This is a genomic window from Pedobacter gandavensis, from assembly GCF_014172405.1.
GTDB classification, from domain to species: domain Bacteria; phylum Bacteroidota; class Bacteroidia; order Sphingobacteriales; family Sphingobacteriaceae; genus Pedobacter; species Pedobacter gandavensis.
Genome location: NZ_WNXC01000009.1, coordinates 252,138 through 273,981, shown reverse-complemented (window position 1 = coordinate 273,981; position 21,844 = coordinate 252,138). Strand labels below are relative to the sequence as shown.

14 protein-coding genes are annotated in these 21,844 nt (G+C 37.5%); 6 read left to right on the top strand and 8 right to left on the bottom strand.

Features of this window, described 5'->3' with window-relative positions; translation table 11 throughout:
- Positions 1-376 precede the first annotated feature (376 nt).
- On the top strand, positions 377-1,165 hold the full coding sequence (locus tag GM920_RS21185; RefSeq protein WP_182961244.1) for a hypothetical protein: 789 nt from the start codon (positions 377-379) through the stop codon (positions 1,163-1,165).
- Positions 1,166-1,315: 150 nt separating this feature from the next.
- On the opposite strand, the gene GM920_RS21180 is transcribed toward GM920_RS21185, so the two are convergent.
- Positions 1,316-2,413, bottom strand: coding sequence for a linear amide C-N hydrolase (locus tag GM920_RS21180; protein WP_182961242.1), 1,098 nt, complete (start codon positions 2,411-2,413; stop codon positions 1,316-1,318).
- A gap of 394 nt (positions 2,414-2,807) precedes the next feature.
- Complete coding sequence (locus tag GM920_RS21175) at positions 2,808-3,329, bottom strand: protease (RefSeq protein ID WP_182961240.1); 522 nt, start codon at positions 3,327-3,329, stop codon at positions 2,808-2,810.
- Positions 3,330-3,507: 178 nt separating this feature from the next.
- Between GM920_RS21175 and GM920_RS21170 the strand changes: the two genes are divergently transcribed.
- Both GM920_RS21170 and GM920_RS23770 read left to right on the top strand, forming a co-directional pair.
- Positions 3,508-4,131 (top strand): class I SAM-dependent methyltransferase, encoded by a 624-nt coding sequence (locus tag GM920_RS21170; protein ID WP_182961238.1) that lies wholly within the window; start codon positions 3,508-3,510, stop codon positions 4,129-4,131.
- A 241-nt stretch (positions 4,132-4,372) separates the two neighbouring features.
- Complete coding sequence (locus GM920_RS23770; protein ID WP_262891085.1) at positions 4,373-4,861, top strand: sterol desaturase family protein; 489 nt, start codon at positions 4,373-4,375, stop codon at positions 4,859-4,861.
- A gap of 76 nt (positions 4,862-4,937) precedes the next feature.
- On the opposite strand, the gene GM920_RS21160 is transcribed toward GM920_RS23770, so the two are convergent.
- Positions 4,938-5,837, bottom strand: a complete 900-nt coding sequence (locus tag GM920_RS21160; RefSeq protein WP_182961236.1) for a winged helix-turn-helix domain-containing protein — start codon at positions 5,835-5,837, stop codon at positions 4,938-4,940.
- A 122-nt stretch (positions 5,838-5,959) separates the two neighbouring features.
- On the opposite strand from GM920_RS21160, the gene GM920_RS21155 reads away from it, so the two are divergent.
- Positions 5,960-7,006 carry a ligand-binding sensor domain-containing protein gene (locus GM920_RS21155; RefSeq protein ID WP_182961234.1) on the top strand — a complete coding sequence of 349 codons (1,047 nt, stop codon included), beginning with the start codon at positions 5,960-5,962 and terminating at the stop codon, positions 7,004-7,006.
- A gap of 78 nt (positions 7,007-7,084) precedes the next feature.
- Here GM920_RS21155 and GM920_RS21150 read toward each other — a convergent pair whose 3' ends face one another.
- From GM920_RS21150 to GM920_RS21140, 3 genes are read right to left on the bottom strand one after another with little or no spacing between them, the layout of a single operon-like run.
- A complete protein-coding gene (locus tag GM920_RS21150) occupies positions 7,085-8,695 on the bottom strand; it encodes a DUF6850 family outer membrane beta-barrel protein (protein WP_182961232.1) in 1,611 nt (536 codons plus the stop codon).
- 6 nt (positions 8,696-8,701) lie between these two features.
- Positions 8,702-10,006, bottom strand: a complete 1,305-nt coding sequence (locus GM920_RS21145) for a DUF4876 domain-containing protein (RefSeq protein ID WP_182961230.1) — start codon at positions 10,004-10,006, stop codon at positions 8,702-8,704.
- Positions 10,007-10,025: 19 nt separating this feature from the next.
- Positions 10,026-13,055 carry a TonB-dependent receptor gene (locus tag GM920_RS21140; protein ID WP_202986159.1) on the bottom strand — a complete coding sequence of 1,010 codons (3,030 nt, stop codon included), beginning with the start codon at positions 13,053-13,055 and terminating at the stop codon, positions 10,026-10,028.
- A 188-nt stretch (positions 13,056-13,243) separates the two neighbouring features.
- Between GM920_RS21140 and GM920_RS21135 the strand changes: the two genes are divergently transcribed.
- Positions 13,244-13,834 (top strand): TlpA family protein disulfide reductase, encoded by a 591-nt coding sequence (locus tag GM920_RS21135; protein WP_182961228.1) that lies wholly within the window; start codon positions 13,244-13,246, stop codon positions 13,832-13,834.
- 111 nt (positions 13,835-13,945) lie between these two features.
- A complete protein-coding gene (locus GM920_RS21130; RefSeq protein ID WP_182961226.1) occupies positions 13,946-16,108 on the top strand; it encodes a response regulator in 2,163 nt (720 codons plus the stop codon).
- A gap of 32 nt (positions 16,109-16,140) precedes the next feature.
- On the opposite strand, the gene GM920_RS21125 is transcribed toward GM920_RS21130, so the two are convergent.
- The gene (locus tag GM920_RS21125) at positions 16,141-17,178 is read right to left on the bottom strand and encodes a PDDEXK nuclease domain-containing protein (protein ID WP_182961224.1); all 1,038 of its coding nucleotides are present in this window, start codon (positions 17,176-17,178) and stop codon (positions 16,141-16,143) included.
- Positions 17,179-17,432: 254 nt separating this feature from the next.
- Positions 17,433-21,518: a hybrid sensor histidine kinase/response regulator transcription factor gene (locus tag GM920_RS21120; protein ID WP_182961222.1), complete on the bottom strand. Its 4,086-nt coding sequence runs from the start codon at positions 21,516-21,518 to the stop codon at positions 17,433-17,435.
- Positions 21,519-21,844 lie beyond the last annotated feature (326 nt).

Genomic DNA, 21,844 nt, shown 5'->3' with positions numbered 1-21,844 from the left:
CTCCTTTGAATTCAAAATTCTCTAGTATAAAATCTGGCAGAAATAATTTCAGTAATGATGCAGTACTTGATGGCATAAATATTAAACTGGATAAAAATACAAAGCTATATTTTTATCACCTCCTCCACAAGTTTTGGGATTGATCCTAAATCATCTTGTAGATGAAAAAAATATTTGTAATACTTTCCTTCCTGTACTTTTCTAGCTCTGTACTGGTAAATGCCCAGGAAAAGCATGCACTTAATGCTGTTTTATTCTTTAGACATTTTTATCGGTACTATTAGTGGTTTAGGTATGGTTTTTGTCGGAGCGCTTAAAGATATTTAGTTATATTTCATTATCATTGGCAAGCAATGAATCACTTTAGTTAATCCTTATGAAAACAGTCCTCTTTTTATTTATTTTTTTTATTTTTTCGGGTCATGTTTATTCACAAACAATTAAGCTTGATCTTTCTGGAAGCGATAAAAACCATGTTTTTATCGTTCAAAAGGAAGGCTTGAATGTACGATTAGATTCAAAAGGTAGGCTGCAAAATAAAGATGTTTCTACTTTTAACAGCATTGGCGATAAACCCGTGAAATATGACGTGAACGGCCAATTGGATAATATTGACGGTTTAGTAATTGATTATGACATCAATGGCCGCGTTCGTCAAATCGGAGATAAACGAATAGACTATGATATTAATAATCGTGTTCGTCAAATAGGAGATGATCGAATTGATTATGACATCAATGGCCGTGTTCGTCAAATCGGAGATAAACGAATAGACTATGATATTAATAATCGTGTTCGCCAAATAGGAGATGATCGAATTGACTATGATATCAATGACCGTGTTCGTCAAATTGGGGACAAACGAATAGATTATGATATTAATAACCGAGTTCGCCAAATAGGAGATGATCGAGTTGACTATGATATCAATGACCGTGTTCGTCAAATTGGGGACAAACGAATAGATTATGATATTAATAACCGAGTTCGCCAAATAGGAGATGATCGAGTTGATTATGATATCAATGGCCGGATTCGCCAAATAGGAGATAAACGAATTGATTATGACATCAATGGTCAGATTCGAGAAGTAGGCGATTTAGGTGATAACCTCTTACTGCTTTACAAAACAATTCAAAGTTTTAATAATAAAAATGCTCATTAGTTTTAATATTTGAGCAACTTGTTTCTTTCTTTTGTTGTGCAGCTTAGGTGGTTTGGCTACAAGTCTGAATAGGAGGCCCACTGCTGAAAAAGCCGTTTTTCTGAAAAAGAAGAACGGCTTTTTTCGTTTTTAGGATTTTTTTTGTTTTATCTATAGCACCAGATCAGCCACATTTTTATGATCAGCCATGTTGATAATGGTAGGCCTTTGATTGATACTCATCTTTACGATTTTATTTTTATTCTCGTTAAAATCCCAGTTGGCAAGATCTACCATTCGGATGGTTCTGTCGTTTACGGTATGGAAATAAAACTTTTTGCTTTTCAAATCGCTGGCCACTGTCCATTGGGTATATTCCGGACCTTCTTGAGAGTCCCGTATAGTTCCATGAGGTATATCAAACGCATCAAGTATATGAAATGCCTGGAGTACGGCTTCTTCATGTTCAATCACTGGTATAACAAACTGCGAATAGAATACGGCACGAATAAAACGGGAAGGAGGTGTGTAATCGCCCGGTAGTCCGAGTAAGCCTGTCCCCTGTCCGAAAGCCGTTATCGGAGGCAATGTGGCTACTGAATCTGTCATGTTTTTCAGAGATAGTTCTGCTACATTATTGGGCGTTAGATTTACATAATTACTGAGATTAGTATAGTGCCACTGGTAATCCGGAGAATTGGTTAAAACACCAATCGGGTTATCATGCATATGTAATTCGCCATGCATATACTCAACCACCAGAACATTTCCTTCAGCATCGTGTATGTTGTAGTGTAGGGCAACAGCAGTTTGATTACGAGCGATTTCATTCTTTATTAATGGATTTTTTGCTGCAGTGTGAGCCCCTTTATTAACTTTAATTTCTAATAAGGCTTTTTTTACTTCGTCGACCGTTGTGCAGGTAGACAATAAGTACGTTGGTAAATCTGTAGAGCACATTGATTTGTCTGCTTCGTCCGGTCGTACATTCATATAGCCTGCATAATTAGTAAAGTAGAACCCACCAACAGACAGTCCTTCTGAATTGATACCATCGATAATCAGATCCATTCCCATGACATTGAGACCGGTGATGTCGTACTGGGAAGTCCAAAGGAGGCCACTTGTACTAGGGTCTGGTCCTGCCCCGACAAAGCTGGTTCCCTTGGGGATGACCAGTACTTCTGATCTTAAATTTGTTGCAAATTCCATAGTACGACCGTAGATCGGCGCACCGCTTTTTGTTTTAACCTGAATACCTGTACACATAAGGATGATTTTTTGTTTATAGGTTGTTTGAAAATACGCAGCAGTTTTTTCTTTAGAACAACCACGATATAACAATATAAATAATATTTTCGTGAAAGTTATTTGGTTGAGTATTTTTAGCAAAAATGATACAATGCGTTGATACACAGTGTAGTTGTTGTGTTTTTCTATAGTTTCATTAATATCCAGTTCAAACGGTTTTGGTTAGATAAAACAAGATAGTTTAGACGTTAACGTTGCTGTTCTAGATACATTGAGTTGCATTTACCTAATCCTGCAAAATGGATCAGGCATTACACACCATACAGAATGCTGAAGCGAGCTTTTTGGAAAGACAAAGAGGAATCCATGATATGCTTATCCGAAAGCCATAATAAGAAAAAATATATTTTTACTATTTCTCGTAAACGAATGAAATACTGTCTTTAACAATCAGTCCACTCATATTTTGGCCCACATAAGTAATGGTGTACTTACCAGGTTTGCTGAGGTCATATCCTTTTAAGAGATCTACTTTGGTAGAAACACTGTCTTTAGAATTTACAGTGATATAACTGCTAGCCGGTGGTGGCATCATTCGTTTGGCCATTGCACCTTTGTAGTTGATCTCTTCACCAGAAGCTAATTTTACATCCAGGTATTTGCTGATGAATGGCTCAAAAGGAGTGTGCCACTTACAAAAACGTTGTGCAGTGTCGCCATTGTTGTACACTGTGAATTTCAATTCCACCAATTCGCCAGCCTTAACGGTGTCTTTCAGCGACATCTTTGCAAATAAACCCTTTTCAGCTGTGCTGTCTTGGGCTATAGGAGCCGGGACTACCTCATTGCTGTTTTTTGCAGCATTGTTGTTCATCCCACAAGATGAAAGTGTCAAAATAGCGGCGGTAGATATTAAGATGCTTAGGTTTTTCATAATGTAAAAATATCCTTTTTACCTGGCTTCTACATTATCTTTAAGTTTAATCATTAAATGCTGTGTGTACACAAAGTCATTTCTATGTGGCTCCCTGGGAAAAGAAAATTATTAAGATAAATTTGTTTACTGGAACGGCACAAACCTACATGATTCCAGCAGCGATTAATTTTATGATATGAACGAAATCTGGTTACAAAAATGGGAAGAACGTTATAAACAGGACGAATTTGCCTACGGTATCAATCCAAATAATTATTTAAAATCTCAGTTGGAAAAATTGCAGTTAGGTGAAATCCTTTTTGCCGCTGAAGGAGAGGGGCGTAATGCTGTATTTGCCGCCAGTCAGGGTTGGAAGGTTTCTGCTTTTGACATCAGTACCGAGGGAAAAAGAAAAGCAATGTTGCTTGCCGAGGCAAATCAGGTAGAGATCGATTACCAGATCGGGTTTTTACCAGAGCTGGGGTATAATGATGAAAGCTTCGATGCCATTGCACTGATTTATGCCCATTTCCCTGCTGATATAAAATCTGACTATCACCACATCCTAAGCAGGCATTTGCGAAAGGGTGGCCATGTTATTTTTGAAGCTTTTAGTAAAAATCACCTAAACTATCTCGCGAAAAATAAGGACGTAGGAGGGCCAACTGATCCTGGTATGTTGTTTTCAATTGAAGAGATTAAAGAGGACTTCGCTGATTTTGAGATTCTTGAGTTAGCTGAAGTGGAGATTCAACTTAATGAGGGACTTTATCATAATGGTACAGGTTCTGTAATTAGGTTCTTAGGGCGAAAAAAATAGCATCAAATCTTCATAAATCACCTGCGTTTTGAGTTTTCTGTCATTTTTTGAAAATCTATCTTGGTTGGAATGGATTATTTTCAGTTTGATATCCAACGCATTTTTGTATTTGTTTTCGATTGGATTTTATCTTTTTATTGATAAAAAATGTTCGAAGAATAAGATTCAAACGACTGATCATCCTTTTCTAAAATCTGATTTGTATGTAAGTTTTCTAACTTTATTTCTCAATATCGTTGTGATGTTGATAGGTGTTCGTTTATGGAAAACAGGATGGATTACATTAAACGAATCTAAAACCATCCTGACCCTTCTTATTGAAATTGTAACCATTATCTTGGTGATGGACCTAATGATGTATGTTTTTCATTACTTAGCGCATCATCCTTTTATTTATAAAATTTTACACCGGAAACATCATGAACATAAGAGCACTAATTTCTTGAGCCTATTTGTGTTGCATCCCTTGGAAACCTTAGGTTTCGGATTGATGATGATCTTTGTTTTTATGTGGTATGATTTTTCTATTTTTTCCATTATGATTTACCTGCTCATTAATTTGATTTGGGGAACTATCGGTCATCTAAACCGAGAATTCTTCCCAAAATGGACGGAACAATTATTTTTAGGAACTACAAAATTTCATAACCAACATCATTTAAACGAACAAAGAAACTTTGGTTTTTATACTTCTATTTGGGACCGAATGTTTGGAACGTATAAAGCTTAATTATTTCAGTGAAACTTCTTAAATGGACTGAAAAACTTGATTTTACCAGTTCTATCTCAGATGGATGATTTTCTAATTATACCGATTGAGTCGTAATTTCAAGCTTATATCCTTTTCCCCTTATCACAACAATGTTGATATTCGGATCAAATTCCAGCTTTTTTCTAAGTTTTGATATGAACATATCCAGACTGCGCCCCACAATCACACCTTCATCTTCCCAGATCTCTTTTTGCAATCTGCTTCTTTCTATGGTCTCGTTGGGTGACTTTGCGAAAATGAGTAGCAAACGGGTTTCTGTTCCGGTCAGGTCTATGGTCTTTCCATTCATAATCAGCTTCCGATTCTTCGCATCGAACAATACTTTACCTAAAGTGAACATATCAGTATGCTGTTCCTCAGGTATAATTTTTCGAGGCTTAACTGATCTCAGAAAAATAAATCCAACAAATGCTAAAAACGGCAGACTGCCCAGCAGATATCCATTCTTTGCTGTATTTATTCCTGTCGCCTTGAATCTAATGTTGATCAAATAACATGCTTTGGGCTGCGCTCTTCCTATACAGGCTACAATATCATCTTTTTTATTTTTGGATATAGCGTATCCATAGGCGATACTAGAGTTGCCGCAGTTCAGAACGTTAACAACATAATCCTCTGCTAGTGGGGCATTGGCTAACAAACGCTGGGTAGTATTCACCAGGGAGTCCGTTTGAAAAGTAAGCTCATGCTCAAAGCTGATTTGATATTCATTTTCTGCGATCTTTTTTACCGGGAGCACTCTTGATCTCATGTCGCCTGACTGTAGGAGGAGTTCATGTCCGATTTTGCGGAGCAAAACTTCCCTTCTGGCGAAGTCAAAGTTGTCGCTGCCGGTCATACTGAAAGCCGCGCAGATCACAGAGATAAACGAAAGTAATATCAACCCAAATAGGTATTTGGACTTTCCAGATCGGAGGTTTCGACTATCAAACATGCTGTTTACTATTTATTTACAAAGGTTACATTTTTATTTACAATCCAAATCTCTCCAGCCGAAAAATATCAAAGTAGATTCGTTGAATCAAATAATTGTAAGGTAATAAAAAAGAAAAAATTATGAAATACGCACACGTATATGCTTTGTTCCTGATGTTTGTTTTTAGCACTTCCTGTGCTGGACAAGACAAAACAAGCCGCTCAAAAGAAAATGTTAAGTCTGAAACCAAAGACTCGGTCATGTCTTCCGGACCTAACCGAATCACTCGTAATCTCATACAAGATAAAAAGGGTAACATTTGGGTTGCTGCATTTGATGGTATATTTAAATACGATGGAAAATCGTTTACTAATATGACAAGTAAAGTAAGTTCGGCCCGTTTTTTTTCAGTTTTAGAAGATAGAAAGGGGAATTTTTGGTTCGCTTCTGTTGGCTCAGGTGTTTACTATTACGATGGGACATCCTTTCGTCATTTAACAACCAAAGATGGGCTTGCCAATGATCGGGTTACCAATATTTATGAAGATAAAACTGGTAATATTTGGTTCGGAACTGAAAGCGGAGCAAGTCTTTACGATGGGAAATCTTTTCGGAATTTTAAAATGACAGAAAGCCCTTCTGCTACTCAGACTGATTCTGTTCAGGTATCAGTCTACCAACAAGAGCTTCAAGAGGCTCATTGGATGCAAAATGATGTTAATTCTGTTATTGAAGACAAAACAGGGAAGTTTTGGTTTGGTACAAGGGGATATGCCCGCGTTTATGATGGAAAGACATTTACCAGGATAACCAATAAGGACGGAAAACCTTTTACGAATGTGCGTTCGATAATCAAAGATAAAAAAGGCAACATTTGGCTCGGTGGCAATGACGGCCTTTGGCGCTATGATGGCAATACATTTACCAATTTTACGCAAGATTTTATTGGTTATATCTACGAAGATAAAAAAGGAAACATTTGGACCAGTTCTAAAAGTGCTCATGTCAAGGATTGGGTACTTTCCCGCTATGATGAAAAGTCATTATCCAATGTAAAACCAACGGTAACCGAAATAGCAAATAAACCTTTGATTTTCGGGATTCTAGAAGATGGAAAAGAGAATGTTTTGTTTGGATCTATGAACGGCGTGTATCGCTATAATGGAAGTACCATTGCCAGGCTTTAACGGTAAAAAGGGATAGACCATGGGCCGGTAATCATACACCATCTTAATGATGGGGCATAGAACCGGTCCAATTGGACCTTAAAAATTACAACCTATACTGATATTGGTGGTGTTAAAATGCTTTCCGAGAAAGGTAACATCCCCCGAATATATATGAGAATAATCTAACTTTAAATAGGCTCCTAAATTATCTTTTAGGGCTTTTGTATATTTAAGCATCAGGTTCCCCTTGATGCGGGATGCAGTAAGAAACTCATATTCTTCCTGGAGGAACTGTGGCATCGTAGTTGGAGCGGGGTTGCCTTCAGCTGGAGTAGCCAGGGTTCCATCTTTGGCCATTGCTCCAGTTCCAGCTCCATAACCAATACCTAAACCGATATCAAAAGTGTTTTTTTGTTGATGGTATGACCTGGTAACCTGCCCGGAAAATTGATAGCTATTTATTTTCTGATCTCTGTAATATGGATAAAGACCCGTACTCTGATCTCTGCTCATATAATCCGCAGTAAAATTGACAGCCCATGTAGGATGGTTGTTTTTTACACCCATAAACAGGTCGTAGGTTAACCCTGCATTTAAGGTCTCAGCCGAAAATACTTTTCTGTCGCCATAATAAACAATCCTGTTAAGTTCTCCAATGGTAGTTTCCCTTCTGTAGATCGTCTCCCTATTCTCGAGGAAATTATAATCTGCTTTTAAACCGATCTGATGTTCAATTTCAGCAGCTTTAATGGATAGTCGCCCATTGTAGGCAAAATCAGAGCCATGATGCCTGGTTAAAAGTATGGATGAGGTACCCTCTTCTCCATAGAAACCGTTTCTATCGGCATAGCTGAACTCATTAAATAAGGTTACATTCTTATCGAAGCTAATATTTAGCTGTAATGAAGCACCCTGCCTGATATCTTTTAATGGATTTGTAGTGCCACCTGCGGTATAGCCATATTGATCGAATAGTTCTGTGCGACCGTAAAATGAACCAAAACTGATCAAAGAAAGATACTGTCTGTCTTTATTACCGGCAACTTTAAAGCTGAGGCTTTCGATGCGACGACTGTAGTTATAATTCGCTCCAATTTCTACTGCATCGCTGACCTGGTAAAGTGCACCAGCACTTAAATCCATAACCAACAATTTGTTGATATGACGTAGATCTCGTCTTTTAGCGTAATTACCTGCCTGGTAATCCAATTTAGCCCCAATACTTAGTTTTGAGCTTACCTGTGCACCTACAGCACCATTTAAGCGGTAAAGTTCAAGCTCTTTGGTTCCTTTATTGGCTGCATCAAGTTCTACAATATCGAAAGGAGTCTGGTAAGGATCTATAAAGGCAGATCCGCTCATGTTTTTACCCTTAAAATTTTTATAACCAAAACCTCCGGAAAATACGACATTCTTGTTTAAACGTGAATAGGAGTCGGCCTGTAAACCATATTCCTGGCTATCATCAGATTGAAAGTAGTTCCGGAAACCTCCGTCTTTTTTCTGAAAATTAAGCACAGCATTGGTCACATTTACTGTATTGTAATGCGTTAGTCCAGCAGCATTTTTAGAACTGAGCCATGCGTTGCTTTTGCGAATATAATCGATATCAGCATCGATACCCGCTGTCTCCTGCGCCAATAGCTGACCGCTGGTAAATACTCCAGCCAAAAGAACGTATATAAAATATTTTGATGTAGACTTCATTGGGCTTTAATAGTTACTTAAGGATGCTTTTAAACGTAAGTGGTTATCGTTACTGGAATTGTTTGAGTCTTTATAAATAATGCGTGCTCCATTTTTAATAGACGCTTCTGCATTGATATCAGATGGATCTGTACTTCCGCCTATATCAACCGTTCCTAAATTATAACCATACACGATTTTACCTGCATTTTCGGGGATAGCCAAGGTCGCTTCTTTATCTACATTCCTATAGATAGAGTACCCCATCTTATTCATGTGATAAACATAACCGCCATCTACCGTTGGTAAGAAACGTTTTTTGCTATTCTGATTATTTAATAGATAAGATTCGATACCATCTAGAACCCACTCTACCTTGATTTTCTTATTGGAACTAAGAACAGTATAGCCCGCATCAGAACCTAGTGCTGCCGGAGTAATTCCTTCCGGTTCAAAAATAAATACACCAGGACTCAATATTCCAGGTGTCCAGGCATTTCCTGTACTGTAACTCACCGCCTTTAAATAATGATTGGTAGGTATTAATGCAGAGGGAGATTTATAATAAGTTGTATTCTTATAAGTACTCGCCATATCGTACATCGCATAGTAGTTTGCATTTGCCAGATTGATTGATTTACTGTGCGTTTGTGTATTGTCTACAGCCTGGTACAAGGCCACTACTGCTTGTTCTCCGGGCTGAAGGGTTAAAGGCTGTGTGAAATACCAGAAACCACCTGAGGCAGGTATATAGCCTTCATTCTCATAAATTAATTTGCCATCTATACCGTAGAATGTATTGGTGGCATGGGCATTTGCAGGTCCAATCGCTGCAATACATAAATTATTTGTAGTGCTGGGGAAATCAGAGTTGTTATATATAATGATGTAACTGTCATAATTAAACGTACTTGAACCATTATCAAAAGGTGTTCCGCCAACAAAAACCTCTTTTATGACCAGTTGTGAAGACTTAGATTCCTGTAACTTCATCGTAATCACATCTCCATCCTTCCAATTATTAACAATAACCTGATTGGTATTTAAAGCATTGTAATTATAGACATTTGAACCGCTTTTACGGGTTTCTGATGATGCAATGTCATAAACATCCGAAGGAACGGTAAGGCTAACCTTACCCTGGGCATCAGTTTTACCTTCAAAAACACTTCCTTTCCCTGTAAATTTCACCTTAACGCCTTCAACGGCGGTAAGTGTACTACCTTGAGGATACTCCAGTTGTACGGTTACTTGATGTAAATCAAAGGACTTTTCCTTTTTACAGGAAATGCTAAGCACCACAATTGCTACGAGCAGGATGATCTTCTTCATTATTTTCTCGATCTATGAATTAAAATTTTAACCTCAATGTTGTACCATAATTAAACGCCGGGATATAAGAGCTGCCGAATAAAGAAGACTCAGCACCCGACCAGGTAGATCTCACCTTTGCCATATTGTTGAAAAAGTTATTGGCAAAAAATGATAGAGAGGCATATTTGCCTATTTCCTTGGTTACAGCAAGATTGGCAGAATAATAACTGGAAATTTTGTTCTCATTAAAATAGTAGTTCGTGTTACTCTTGACGACCATTTTGGCCAGTTCATTATACAGTGCCACATCATTGTCTTTCGCCCATGTAAATTTCTCTAGAAAGGGTATTTTATGATTCAAATCCCCAAAGTCTACATAATAGTCTGGATAGACGGCTACAAAACGATTGCCACCATAAATATCTTGCTGAGTAGCAGAAGGAAGATAACTCTCTTTACTATCAATAACATAGGCTCTTGTGCCCAGGTCGCTTTCAGATAGGTTCTTTGAAAATCTGTAAAACGATCCTTCTAACCTGGCGGAAACAACTAACCTGATCGCCGGGATGTGTGTCGTTACCGTAAAATTCATGTTCAGCGATTTATTGATCGAACCATTGGCCGCAGTTCCGCCGCCAATAAAGTAGCCAATGTATTTGTAAGGACGTCCATCGGCCATGTTCTGGGTTGAATTGGGCATATAAGCAGATATCGTTTTTTCCAGACCTTTATAGAAATAGTAGTTACCGTCTACGGTAATGGAAGTCTTTAAGGCTTCTATACGTTTAAAATCTATAATCCAGTTGATGTTTTTACGGGATACCGGCGAACCATTTTCATACTTGCCATTACCATTGAAACCATACATATCGGTATAACTCAGCTGCTCCACAGGAAGTACGCCTGTTTTATCAGTTACGGTCACGATACCACTATTTTTGTCTATGTTGTAAATTCTGTTTGCACTAGGAATTGCTGAGCCCTGAAGATCAGTCTGGCTGGTGAATTTGTAGAAGTAAGCCGAATAATCCTCATTGTACTGATATGGATTTCTTGTATAGTCATCAGATAATGAAATGTACACCCTGGTGCCCTTTAGATTAAAGTTAACTGCAATTTCTTTTTGCTCATTGCTTTGCCACTTTAGATCCGGATTAAAAATTCTATTTTTTTGCTGAGTGTAGTAAGCATAATAGGTTTCCCCATTGGCATTGGTACCTGGGGAAAATGCTAAAATATCCCGATAGCCTGGCGTAATGTAAAGTGCATCAAAACCGGGTAGCTTTACGGTTTTTCCCCAGGATGCCTTTATACTGAAATCACTGAACAATTGATTCTTTCCGGTCCAGAATGAATACTTTGCATTAAATCGGGGAGACCAGTTGCTGATGGAGCCATATTCGGATCCTTTAATATCGGTAATCTCAGAACGAATTCCGGCTACCATTTGCAGCGTGTTTTCTCCCAGGGGAACCGTCAGTGCATCTTCAGCAAAAAATGCATAATTGTTTACGAAAGATTCATCTTTATAAGGATAAGGCCTCCAGGTAGGGGCATAACGTAAATCGTCATAATAAAGGCCCTGGCCATTGTTCCCACTTACGCTATAGTCGGCACCCAGCATAAAGTTGTTGTGCGACAAACCTATTTTTTTAGCCAAATTTGCTTTTAAACGGCCATTGTAATTGATGAATTTATTATCGTTGAATTCACTTTCATACCAGATTCCCTTTGGTATCAATATAATTGCAGCATTTGGGTTGTTATCGTATAATTCCCCTACATGATACCCTTGTTCTTTTGTGCGGATAGAGGCCTGGGAAGCTGTGGTCGACTGTAAAGTTCTGACCTCAGTTAACTTATTGTTGTAATTTAAAGTTCCGCTTGCATCCAAACTGGTAATCCATGGTAACTTCAATAACCATTTTGCCGAAAAATTTGCCCTGAGCGCATTGTCATTTTGTTTGGTATAGGTGTCAGCGTTGAGATCAGGATCTGTTTTTGAATCATAGCCACCAAGATTACCTGTTACACCGAAATTGAGCGTAAGTGGACGGTTGTTATTTTTATTGAATGTATTGTTATAGTTCAATGAAAGGCTATTTCTATCATACGAAGTGTAAGGAGAAGCCAGATCTGATATAGATTTTGTATGCTCCACATTGAAATTTAAAACCCCGGCTTCTTTTCCCAGGCTCAATCCTTTACTCAAAGCAACCAGCTTGGAGTTTGGACGTGTTGACATTTCAATCAGGTAAGGCGAAACTCCTTTTCTGCTATTAATTTTGACCATTCCATTGGTCATATCTCCATACTCAACGGAAGGTAAACCAGTGATGACCTCTACTGATTCAATATTTGTGGTAGAGATGTTTTTTAGATCCGGGCCTTCTGGACCGACGTTTGGGCTTTTGGTCGGATCCTTAAAGGAGTTATTGGTGATGCGTACTCCATCAACCTCTATTCCAACACCAAAAGTAGCATTCCCTAATTCCGAACTCGTGCCATTGAGGCTAATCCGCTGCGGCGCGGTGGTCGCTAAATGTAGACTGGTATTCGTTTTTCTTCCCGGCAACAAACTAGCGATGTCGGTAACCTGGAGCATCTGCAAGTGATCGAGCGCCTTTCTGTCCATAGTATAGGAGGTGGCCAGATCAGTACCTTTTTTTGCATTTATTTCTACTAAATCCAGGGTTAAGTTGTCCTCATCCATTAATAGTTGCACATCAAGATTTTTATTTAGCAGGTATTGATACTCCATCTTTACAAAACCTAAATATTGGACAGCCAATTTCACCTCACCTGCAGGCACATTTTTAAGCACAAACTTGCCATTTGCGTCGGCCATAGTCCAGATGCCGCTTAAAGGGATAGAAACTGTAGCAAATTCTACTGGTTTTCGATCTTTTCGGTTCAAAACCTTTCCGCTAATGGTAAACTGGGCAAGGGCTGAAGTTGCTGATGTTAAAATAAAAGCAATGATTATAAATGCCTTTATGTTAAAGCAAGAAACTGAACTGTTTAAGTCGCTGTTTTTAAAAATAACTGAACGAAATAGTTGTAACACTTTTAATATTGATTAAGAATTCGCCGCAAATATATGTTTATTTAGACTGATTCATAATAAGAGTCGGCAATTGTTGCTTTATATTCTTTGTAGAATTTTTCGATATGTTTTAGATTTCCTTCTGTTTTTTATATTAAATGACGTTATTGGTGTTACAAACACAACTTACCATTATTTTGTATTTCAATATGAAAAAAGCGCTCGTGTTTTTTTGGCTAATATTGTTGTTTTCTGCCATTGGATATCTGTTTTGGTACAACGACATCATTTACCAATTGCCAACTCCAATTCCTAAAGACTATAAATCACCGGAGACAGGGCATTTGATCGTTAATGAAGCTTTAAACAATAACCATAGTAAACCTATTTTTCTCCATTTTTTTAATCCAGACTGCCCTTGTTCACGATTTAACATGAAGCATTTTAAATCACTGGTTAAAGAATATGGCGATCGTATTGATTTTAAAGTAGTGGTATTGAGTTCAAAATCTTTTACTCCAGAAACCATCCAAAATAAATTTGGTCTCCAAATCCCTATTCTATTTGATAAAGCTCTTGCCCTAGCTTGTGGTGTATATTCTACTCCTCAGGCAGTTTTATTAGATCAGGCGCAACATTTATATTATAGGGGTAACTATAACACCACTCGCTATTGTACAGATGAAAAAACCAGCTTCGCAAAAATAGCACTGAATGGTTTGTTGAAAAAAGAAACTGATCTGGTTTTCAGTGAGGCAGCACTAAAATCCTATGGTTGTACTTTGCCGGACTGTAAATAATAATTAATTTTTGAACTGATTTAAGCAATGATTTCGAATCCTCATATCACTAATTCTGATCACCAAAACCGCCTGATTTTCTTGGGTGTTAAGGAAAGAACAGATCATCTAATGAATTACTTTTTATGGGGTTACTTCATTGTAGGGCTTATCTTTGCGCAATTTTATGATACCTGGTTAATTGCATTTGGAGTAGGTGGTCTTTGCTTGCTGGCTTATTATTCCGTGAAGCATTTTTTACCATCATCCGATCTTTATCAATACGTTTTAAGTGCAGTGCTGGGTGTTTTTATGGCACAGTTTATTTACCAGATGCATGGATTATTCGAAATGCATTTCTTTGCCTTTATAGGCAGCACTTTGTTAATTTCCTATGAGAAATGGAAATTACAAATACCGATGCTAATTGTGGTGATGGTTCACCATGCGTTATTTGGCTATTTGCAAAATAGTGGGGTAACTGGAATCTATTTTACACAGTTGGATAATTTTGATTTGCAGACTTTTATAGTTCATATATTGCTGTCTGCCATGATTTTTTTTATCTGTGGGTTATGGGCCTACTTACTAAGGAAATCTAGTGAAAAGCAGGTAGCCCAGACCTTAGCCATGGCCGAACTACAAAAAGAAGCTCAACTCTCATCGATTCGGAAACAGAATGAAGCGATCTTGGAAAGCGCCAATGAGAAGCTTAAGCTATCTAATTTAGAATTGGAAAAAGCCAGAGCTGAGGCTGATCGGGCCAATCAGGCCAAAAGTATCTTTCTGGCTAACATGAGTCATGAGATCCGCAGTCCGATGAATGGGGTAATGGGGATGGCGATGCTATTAAAGGAAACTGACTTGAATAAAGAACAATATCTGTTTGCAGATGTAATTGCGAATTGCGGAGAATCATTGATTAATGTGATCAACGATATACTGGACTTTTCTAAAATAGAATCTGGCAACATGGAATTAGAGTCAGAAGATTTTAATTTGCGTAAATGCATTGAAGATGTCCTGGATATATTTGCAGTTAAATCTGCTGAACTTCATTTGGATTTACTGTATTATATAGAAGAAGATGTTCCTGCTCAAATTGTTGGTGATCAGCTACGACTAAGACAGGTATTGATAAATTTGGTTGGAAATTCTATGAAATTTACCGAGCAAGGTGAGGTTTTCGTAGCAGTTTCTGTAGGAAATGTTTTACAAAATGGACAGTTCGAATTGAAATTTGCAGTACGTGATACAGGTATTGGAATAGCGGCTGATAAATTGGATAATTTGTTTAATTCTTTTTCGCAGGTTGATTCTTCTACAACCCGTAAGTATGGTGGTACTGGCTTGGGACTGGCAATTTCAGGACAGCTGGTCAAACTGATGGGTGGCGAGATTAGTGTGGTGAGTCAGCTGGATCAGGGATCGACCTTCTCATTTATGATGCTTACGCAAATTGGAACGAAGTTACTGTTGCCATACGCCAACTCTAGCCTGACTGAACATGCTGGTAAAAAGGTAATGGTTGTTGATGATAATGAGACAAGCCTGACCATTTTAATTAAGCAGCTTAGCTATTGGAACTTACAACCTATATCCGCCAGTTCGGCTAAAGAGGCATTGTCTGTGCTGTCTATTGATCCGGCAATTGACTTAGTGATTACCGATATGCAAATGCCTGGAATGGATGGTGTAATGCTGGCCAAGTTGATGAAGCTACGCTATCCATTTATTCCGGTGCTTTTGATCAGTTCTATTGGGGAAGAATTTGAAGAGCGTCAACGTGGTCTGTTTTATTCGGTCATGACAAAGCCTATCCGCCAACATGTTCTGAGTAAACAACTCTCAAATGCATTGCAAATAAGAAGGTATTCAACAGTAGAAGAACAGGTATTTCACAACAAATTGTCTCCTGATTTCTCCACAAATTATCCTTGCGAATTGCTGGTAGCAGAAGATAAATTAACAAACCAATTGGTAATCGTTAATATTCTTAAGCGATTGGGTTATAAACCCGATGTGGTGAGAAATGGAGAAGAGGCCATTGAGGCAGTTCATAAAAAAGATTATGATATTATCTTAATGGACATGCAAATGCCGATAATGGACGGTTTAGAGGCAACTCAACTGATCAGAAAAAAGGAATTGAAACAGCCGGTTATTATTGCCTTAACAGCCAATGCACTAAAAGGGGATGAACAAGATTGTTTAGATGCTGGGATGGACGATTATATTAGTAAACCTATTCGCCTGGAAGATTTGATGGATAAACTTGAAAAATGGTGCAAATAGATAGATGGGGGCCAAACTTCTGGTTGTAACTGTTAATGATTCATTTCATTTCGGATGAATGATTCTAAGGTCTCCTTGCTAGGTAGCTGAACCAGATATTTGGAGACAAAGACTTCATTGGGTAAGCCAGTTGTGGTGTATTCAACTAAGGCATCATTCTTATCGGCACATAAAATAATACCTACAGGAGGATTATCCCCTGCACTCATTTCATGCTTGCGATAATAATTCAGGTAGAGGTTCATTTGACCAGCATCAGCATGGTCGTAGGGACCTAATTTTAAATCCAGAAGGATATGAGATTTTAAAATACGATGGTAAAATACCAGGTCTATGCGATAATGGACATTGTCAAAAGTAATGCGTTTTTGTCTCGCCTCAAAGCAAAATCCCCTGCCCATTTCTGTTAAGAAATTCTGGAGGTGCCCAATAATGGCCGATTCCAAATCGTGTTCTGTGTATTCAGGCTTTTCCTCTAATCCTAAAAACTCCAGCAGATATGGATTTTTGATCATATCTGCCATTTCAATCTTTTGATTGTTTTTGACCTTTGCAATGACAACGTCCTTATTGACTGATAAACCTGTTCGTTCGAATAATAAGGTATCAATGGCACGGGCAAGATCTCGTACTTTCCAGGCATTTTTAATAGCTTCCACTTCATAGAAATTTCGTTTTAAAGCGTCTTGTACTCGGATTAGTTCAATGAAATGTGAGAAATTAAGCTGGGTCAGTAATTCCTGAGGGTTAAGAGCGGATTTCGAATCTTCTTTACGAATCAATTGGTCAGACAGTGTCTGACCAATTTCAGGATAGACTTGATAAAACTGTCTGAACAACTTTAAGTTTGTCATTGACATTCCTTTGATATGGAGAAGTTTTCCTGCCAGATTCTTTAATACCGCATTTCCATAGGTAGCACGGTCTTCTCCATGTTGTTCAAATTCTACAATAAAATAACCGATTAACCAGTTGCGTAGGGTGTTATAATAATTGACCTGGCTAATAGCCTTACTGTTAAGCTTGGTATGAGTTTGTTTAATTTTGGTTATTAAATTTTCGAAATTCATATTTTTATTTTAGTGTAGTGAAATTACTGATTTTATTTGTTTTATGGTAATTTCCTGTTTTGATTCCTTTCAATTCTCTGTATTATAGTTTTATGTACTGTCTTGTATGTATAGGGGCAAAGCGATTTATTCCGGCATGTCCAGAGTAAACAAGTCTCAAATGCATGGTAAATAAGAAGGCATAGTAAACCTATTCGCCTGGAAGACTTGATGGATAAACTTGAAAAATGGTGCAAATAGATAGGGGGTGTAGGTCAGGATCCCTCTTTTTCAGTGGTTTCTAAATTCCCGTTGTGATTATGCCGATCTTGCTGCATAAACTCACTAGGACTCATTCCGAATTGCTTTTTAAATTCAAGACTGAAATATTTACGATCATTATAACCCACACTGTAAGCAATTTCAGATATGTTTCCAATTTTTTGCAATAGGAGCTGGGCTGCTTTTTTTAAGCGAATAGATTTTATAAAATCATTGACAGATAAGTCGGTGACCGCCCTGATTTTTTTATACAAAACCGACTGGCTCATTCCAATTTCGGACGCTAAAACCGGAACTCCAAAATCAGGGTCAGCCATGTTTTCTTCTATAACCTGTATTACCTTTGTCAAAAAATCCTGCTCAGTTTTGTTGATGACCAAATCTTTTGGCTCAAGCTTAATTACCTGTGCATATTTCTTTTTAAACGTCTCTCTCAGATTAAGTAAATTCTGGATATTCAATAATAAAATTTTAAGATTGAATGGTTTCATGATGTAAGCATCTGCTCCGCTTTCAAGACCATTAATCTGATGGATATATGCCGATCGGGCTGTTAATAGCACAACTGGAATATGGCTCGTTCTGATATCTGTTTTTAGTTTTCGACACAGTTCAAGGCCATCCATTTCTGGCATCATTACGTCGCTTAAAATTAGATCTGGAATCAGTTCTATTGCGATTTCCCATCCTTGTTGGCCATTTTCACATTCCTGTATATTGTAGAAATCTAAGAGAGAATTTTTGATGAAACCTCTAATTTCAGCATTATCCTCAATGATTAAAACCGTAAACTGTTTTCCTGCTTTCGGCTTAGCTGCAGGCTCAATGTTTTCAGGAATATATGTTGTGATTTGTTCCTGTTTGTAATTGGCGGCGTCATCGTAGTAAATATAATCCGGAATAAAATCTTCTGTTTTAAAATGTGCTTTTCCCTTTTTCAGGCTAACGATAAAGCATGCCCATCCCGGTCTAATATTGGACGCTAATTCGCTATCCACTTGAATGTAACCATGATGAAGTTCGCAAATGCTTTTTGAAAGTGATAAGCCTAAACCAGTTCCTATATTGGTACTTGTCTCAGCCTGGTAAAAGTCTTGAAAAAGATTCTCCTGTACTTCTTTTGGAATTCCTTTTCCGTCATCACGGATTTTAATATGTACCTGGTTTTTATCTTCAGTAATTCTAAAACCTATTTTTCCGTTTTCAGGACAAAATTTATAAGCGTTGGAGAGTAAGTTGAACATTACCTTTTCCATTTGAACCTTATCAAAATAGACTTCGATTTCATCTTGTTCAGATTCAAAGGTATAAGTGATGTTTTTTGCTAATATCACATTCTCGAATGCCAGAAAAATTTCTTGGCAAAACTTTACGATATTACCCGGACTCACTTTTAATTCCATTTTTCCACTTTCAGCCTTCCTGAAATCTAAAAGTTCTGTTACTAAGGTCATTAAACGATTTGCATTGTGCTTAATTGGTTGCAATTCAGTGTTTAACTGTGGGTCATCCTTTGTTTTATCTATTAATTTTTCAAGAGGACCAATAATTAATGTTAATGGTGTACGGATTTCATGAGAAATATTAGTGAAAAATTGAAGCTTGTGCTCGTTTATTTCCTTTTCTTTAGTCAAAACGGCTTTGATTAGTAAATACCTGACGATTACAAACAGCATTGCGGCAATAAAACATAAATATATCAAATACGCCCACCAGGTTTTGTAAAATGGCGGTAGTACTTTGATTTTCAGTTCTGTTGGATTTTTTGTCCACAACCCATCATTATTACTGCCCTTTACTAATAATGTATAACTTCCGGGAGATAAGTTGGTGTAGTTTGCAGTAGGTATACTTACATAGTTCCAGGTTTTTTCGAAGCCGACTAGTTTATAAGCATAGAGGTTTTTGTCCGATTTTATGAAATTGAGTACTGTAAAATCAATAGAGAAGACATTTTGATTGGATTTAAATGTAATCGATTTGGTTAGGCTGATGTTACTATCCAGCAGTTTTTCGTCCTGATCTATCTTAACAACATTATTAAATAGCTTTAAATCGGTAAATAGTGCTTTAGGGATGCTTTTATTTTCTTTGATCTCATTGGGAAAGAAGCTAATCATACCGCTTAAGCTACCGAAGAAAAATTCGCCTTTGCTATCTTTAAGTAACGATTTATAATTAAACTCATTCCCTGGTAAACCGTCTTTGATATTATATATATGATACAATTGTTTTATTGGATGGTATGCACACAATCCTTTATCAGTACTTATCCATAAATTGTTCTGGTCGTCTTCCAAAATGCCTACAATATTATTGCTTGGTAAACCGTTTGCTTCTTTGATCTGAAGATAGCTGTGCTTTTTGGTATCCAACTTGAACAAGCCATTGCGAAAGGTTCCCAGCCAGATAAAGCCGCTTTTATCTTCTCTTATACAGCTGACATCATTGTACGGTAATTTGGCAGGATCATCTGCTTTACGGGATGTAAAAGATTCAGCGCCGTTTTTTAATTGATATAATCCCGAATTTGTAGCCACCCAAATGTTGTATTTCGAATCTTCAAAAATGAAGAAAATGGCATCAGAAAGTCCGTTAATCCTTTTACGGATAAATTTGCCTGTCGACGTATTAAAGCTATTTAGCCCGTTATTTGTTCCAACCCAAAATCTACCCTTACTATCTTCAAAAATCGAAGTGATTTCATCATTACTAATAGAGGAGGTGTCATTTTTTTTACTGGTATATCTGGTAAATGTTTTTGTTGCTGGATCGAAAAGATTAAGCCCACCAAGGTGGGTGCCTATCCAGATCCTGTTTTGCTTATCTTTTATAATGGATTTGACAATGTTAGAACTCAGGCTTTTTGGGTTCTTAGGATTATATCTGTAATGTATGTAGGTGTTGTTTTTTCGATCGAAATAATTAAGTCCTTCTCCTTCAGTGCCTATCCATAGGTTGTGGTCGGTGTCTTCTGTGATTGAACTGACCACACTACTGCTTAATCCGGTGCTGGTTTTAGAACTGTTGTATATTTTGAAAGGAGTATAGTCAGGATAAACCATGTTAATACCACCATAATATGTCCCAATCCAAATGATACCTTGTTTATCCTGAAAAATATCATAAACCGAGTTTTGGCTCAAGCTGGCATTATTTCCGGGTTCATTCACGATGATCTTAAAAGTTTTAGCTCTGGGATCATAAACGGTTATCCCATGTAGCGTTCCAATCCATAACTTGCCTTTTAAATCCACAGTTATATTTCTGATGTTGTTGCTGCTGATGGTCGTTGCATTGGGGCTGTTAGCAGTATAGTTTGTGATGTTTCCGGTTTTAAGGTCGAATTTATTTAAACCGGTCTGTTTAGTACCAATCCACAGGTTGTTTTCACCGTCTTCTGCAAAACAGGTAATGTGGTTATCAATAGCTTTGTTAATTTGATCGCTAAAACTTTTAAAGTATTTAATTTTAGCATGACCTTGTTTAATGGTCATGCTCATCAAGCCCTTGCTTGTGCTCAGCCAGATTGTTCCCTTGCTGTCTTCTAAAATAGCATAGACCTGCTGTGACTGGTTTTTATCGTATAAGAAGCGCTTAAAATAATAATCGGTTTTTGAGGTTAAAAGATTAAGGCCGTTTGTGGTACCAACCCATAAACGGCCTTTTTTATCCTGGTAGATGCAGTTTATCCTCGAGTTACTTAAGCTTCTTTCGTCATTTTCTTTATGAAGAATATGGTCAAAATTATCTTTTGCCTCATTGTATTTATTTAAGCCATATGGTGTTCCAATCCATAAAGTCCCATCATGAGCAGAAAAAATTGTCGAAATATATTCTGAGTGGCTCAGGCTTTTCTCGTTGAGTTCTTTCTTGTAAATTTTAAAATTTCGGGAATCATATTTATTAAGCCCGAAACGGGTTCCGAACCACAGGAAGCCTTTTGAATCTTGTGCAATGGCCAAAACTGAACTTTGCGAAAGCCCGTCTTCTACATTAAGGTGTTTAAAATTGATATTGTCCTGAGCGCGACCAACAAAAAAGCAGAATAACAATAATAATGTTTGATGAAATTTCATGCCAGATGCTACAGTAATGGTCCCCTATTAGCGAATAAAAATACAACTATGTTTCTGTCCGCAAAATAAATCCCTCAAATAAAGTCTCAATTTTTAAAGCCCAAGTCCCAGATTCGTATGTGATTAAAAACAAGGAGAAGAGAATTTTACCCCTATTTAAAGAAGATTGTACCCCTTCCAAAACCTAACTATGATCCAATTTTGAGATAACCAACTATTGAAACTAACCGAACGATCTAGCCGCCACCTATTCTCTATAAACCAAACCAAATATAACTGCTGTTCCGGAAAAAGGTTCTGTTTTAAATTTTTGCGATTAAGAATTC

Excerpts from the sequence above, each read along its gene's own strand:
- GM920_RS21160 (WP_182961236.1), bottom strand. The coding sequence starts at position 5,837 with ATGTTTGATAGTCGAAACCTCCGATCTGGAAAGTCCAAATACCTATTT.
- GM920_RS21125 (WP_182961224.1), bottom strand. The coding sequence starts at position 17,178 with ATGAATTTCGAAAATTTAATAACCAAAATTAAACAAACTCATACCAAG.
- GM920_RS21130 (WP_182961226.1), top strand. The coding sequence starts at position 13,946 with ATGAATTACTTTTTATGGGGTTACTTCATTGTAGGGCTTATCTTTGCG.
- GM920_RS21180 (WP_182961242.1), bottom strand. The coding sequence starts at position 2,413 with ATGTGTACAGGTATTCAGGTTAAAACAAAAAGCGGTGCGCCGATCTAC.
- GM920_RS21135 (WP_182961228.1), top strand. The coding sequence starts at position 13,244 with ATGAAAAAAGCGCTCGTGTTTTTTTGGCTAATATTGTTGTTTTCTGCC.
- GM920_RS21120 (WP_182961222.1), bottom strand. The coding sequence starts at position 21,518 with ATGAAATTTCATCAAACATTATTATTGTTATTCTGCTTTTTTGTTGGT.
- GM920_RS21175 (WP_182961240.1), bottom strand. The coding sequence starts at position 3,329 with ATGAAAAACCTAAGCATCTTAATATCTACCGCCGCTATTTTGACACTT.
- GM920_RS21150 (WP_182961232.1), bottom strand. The coding sequence starts at position 8,695 with ATGAAGTCTACATCAAAATATTTTATATACGTTCTTTTGGCTGGAGTA.
- GM920_RS21145 (WP_182961230.1), bottom strand. The coding sequence starts at position 10,006 with ATGAAGAAGATCATCCTGCTCGTAGCAATTGTGGTGCTTAGCATTTCC.
- GM920_RS21185 (WP_182961244.1), top strand. The coding sequence starts at position 377 with ATGAAAACAGTCCTCTTTTTATTTATTTTTTTTATTTTTTCGGGTCAT.
- GM920_RS23770 (WP_262891085.1), top strand. The coding sequence starts at position 4,373 with ATGTTGATAGGTGTTCGTTTATGGAAAACAGGATGGATTACATTAAAC.
- GM920_RS21170 (WP_182961238.1), top strand. The coding sequence starts at position 3,508 with ATGAACGAAATCTGGTTACAAAAATGGGAAGAACGTTATAAACAGGAC.
- GM920_RS21155 (WP_182961234.1), top strand. The coding sequence starts at position 5,960 with ATGAAATACGCACACGTATATGCTTTGTTCCTGATGTTTGTTTTTAGC.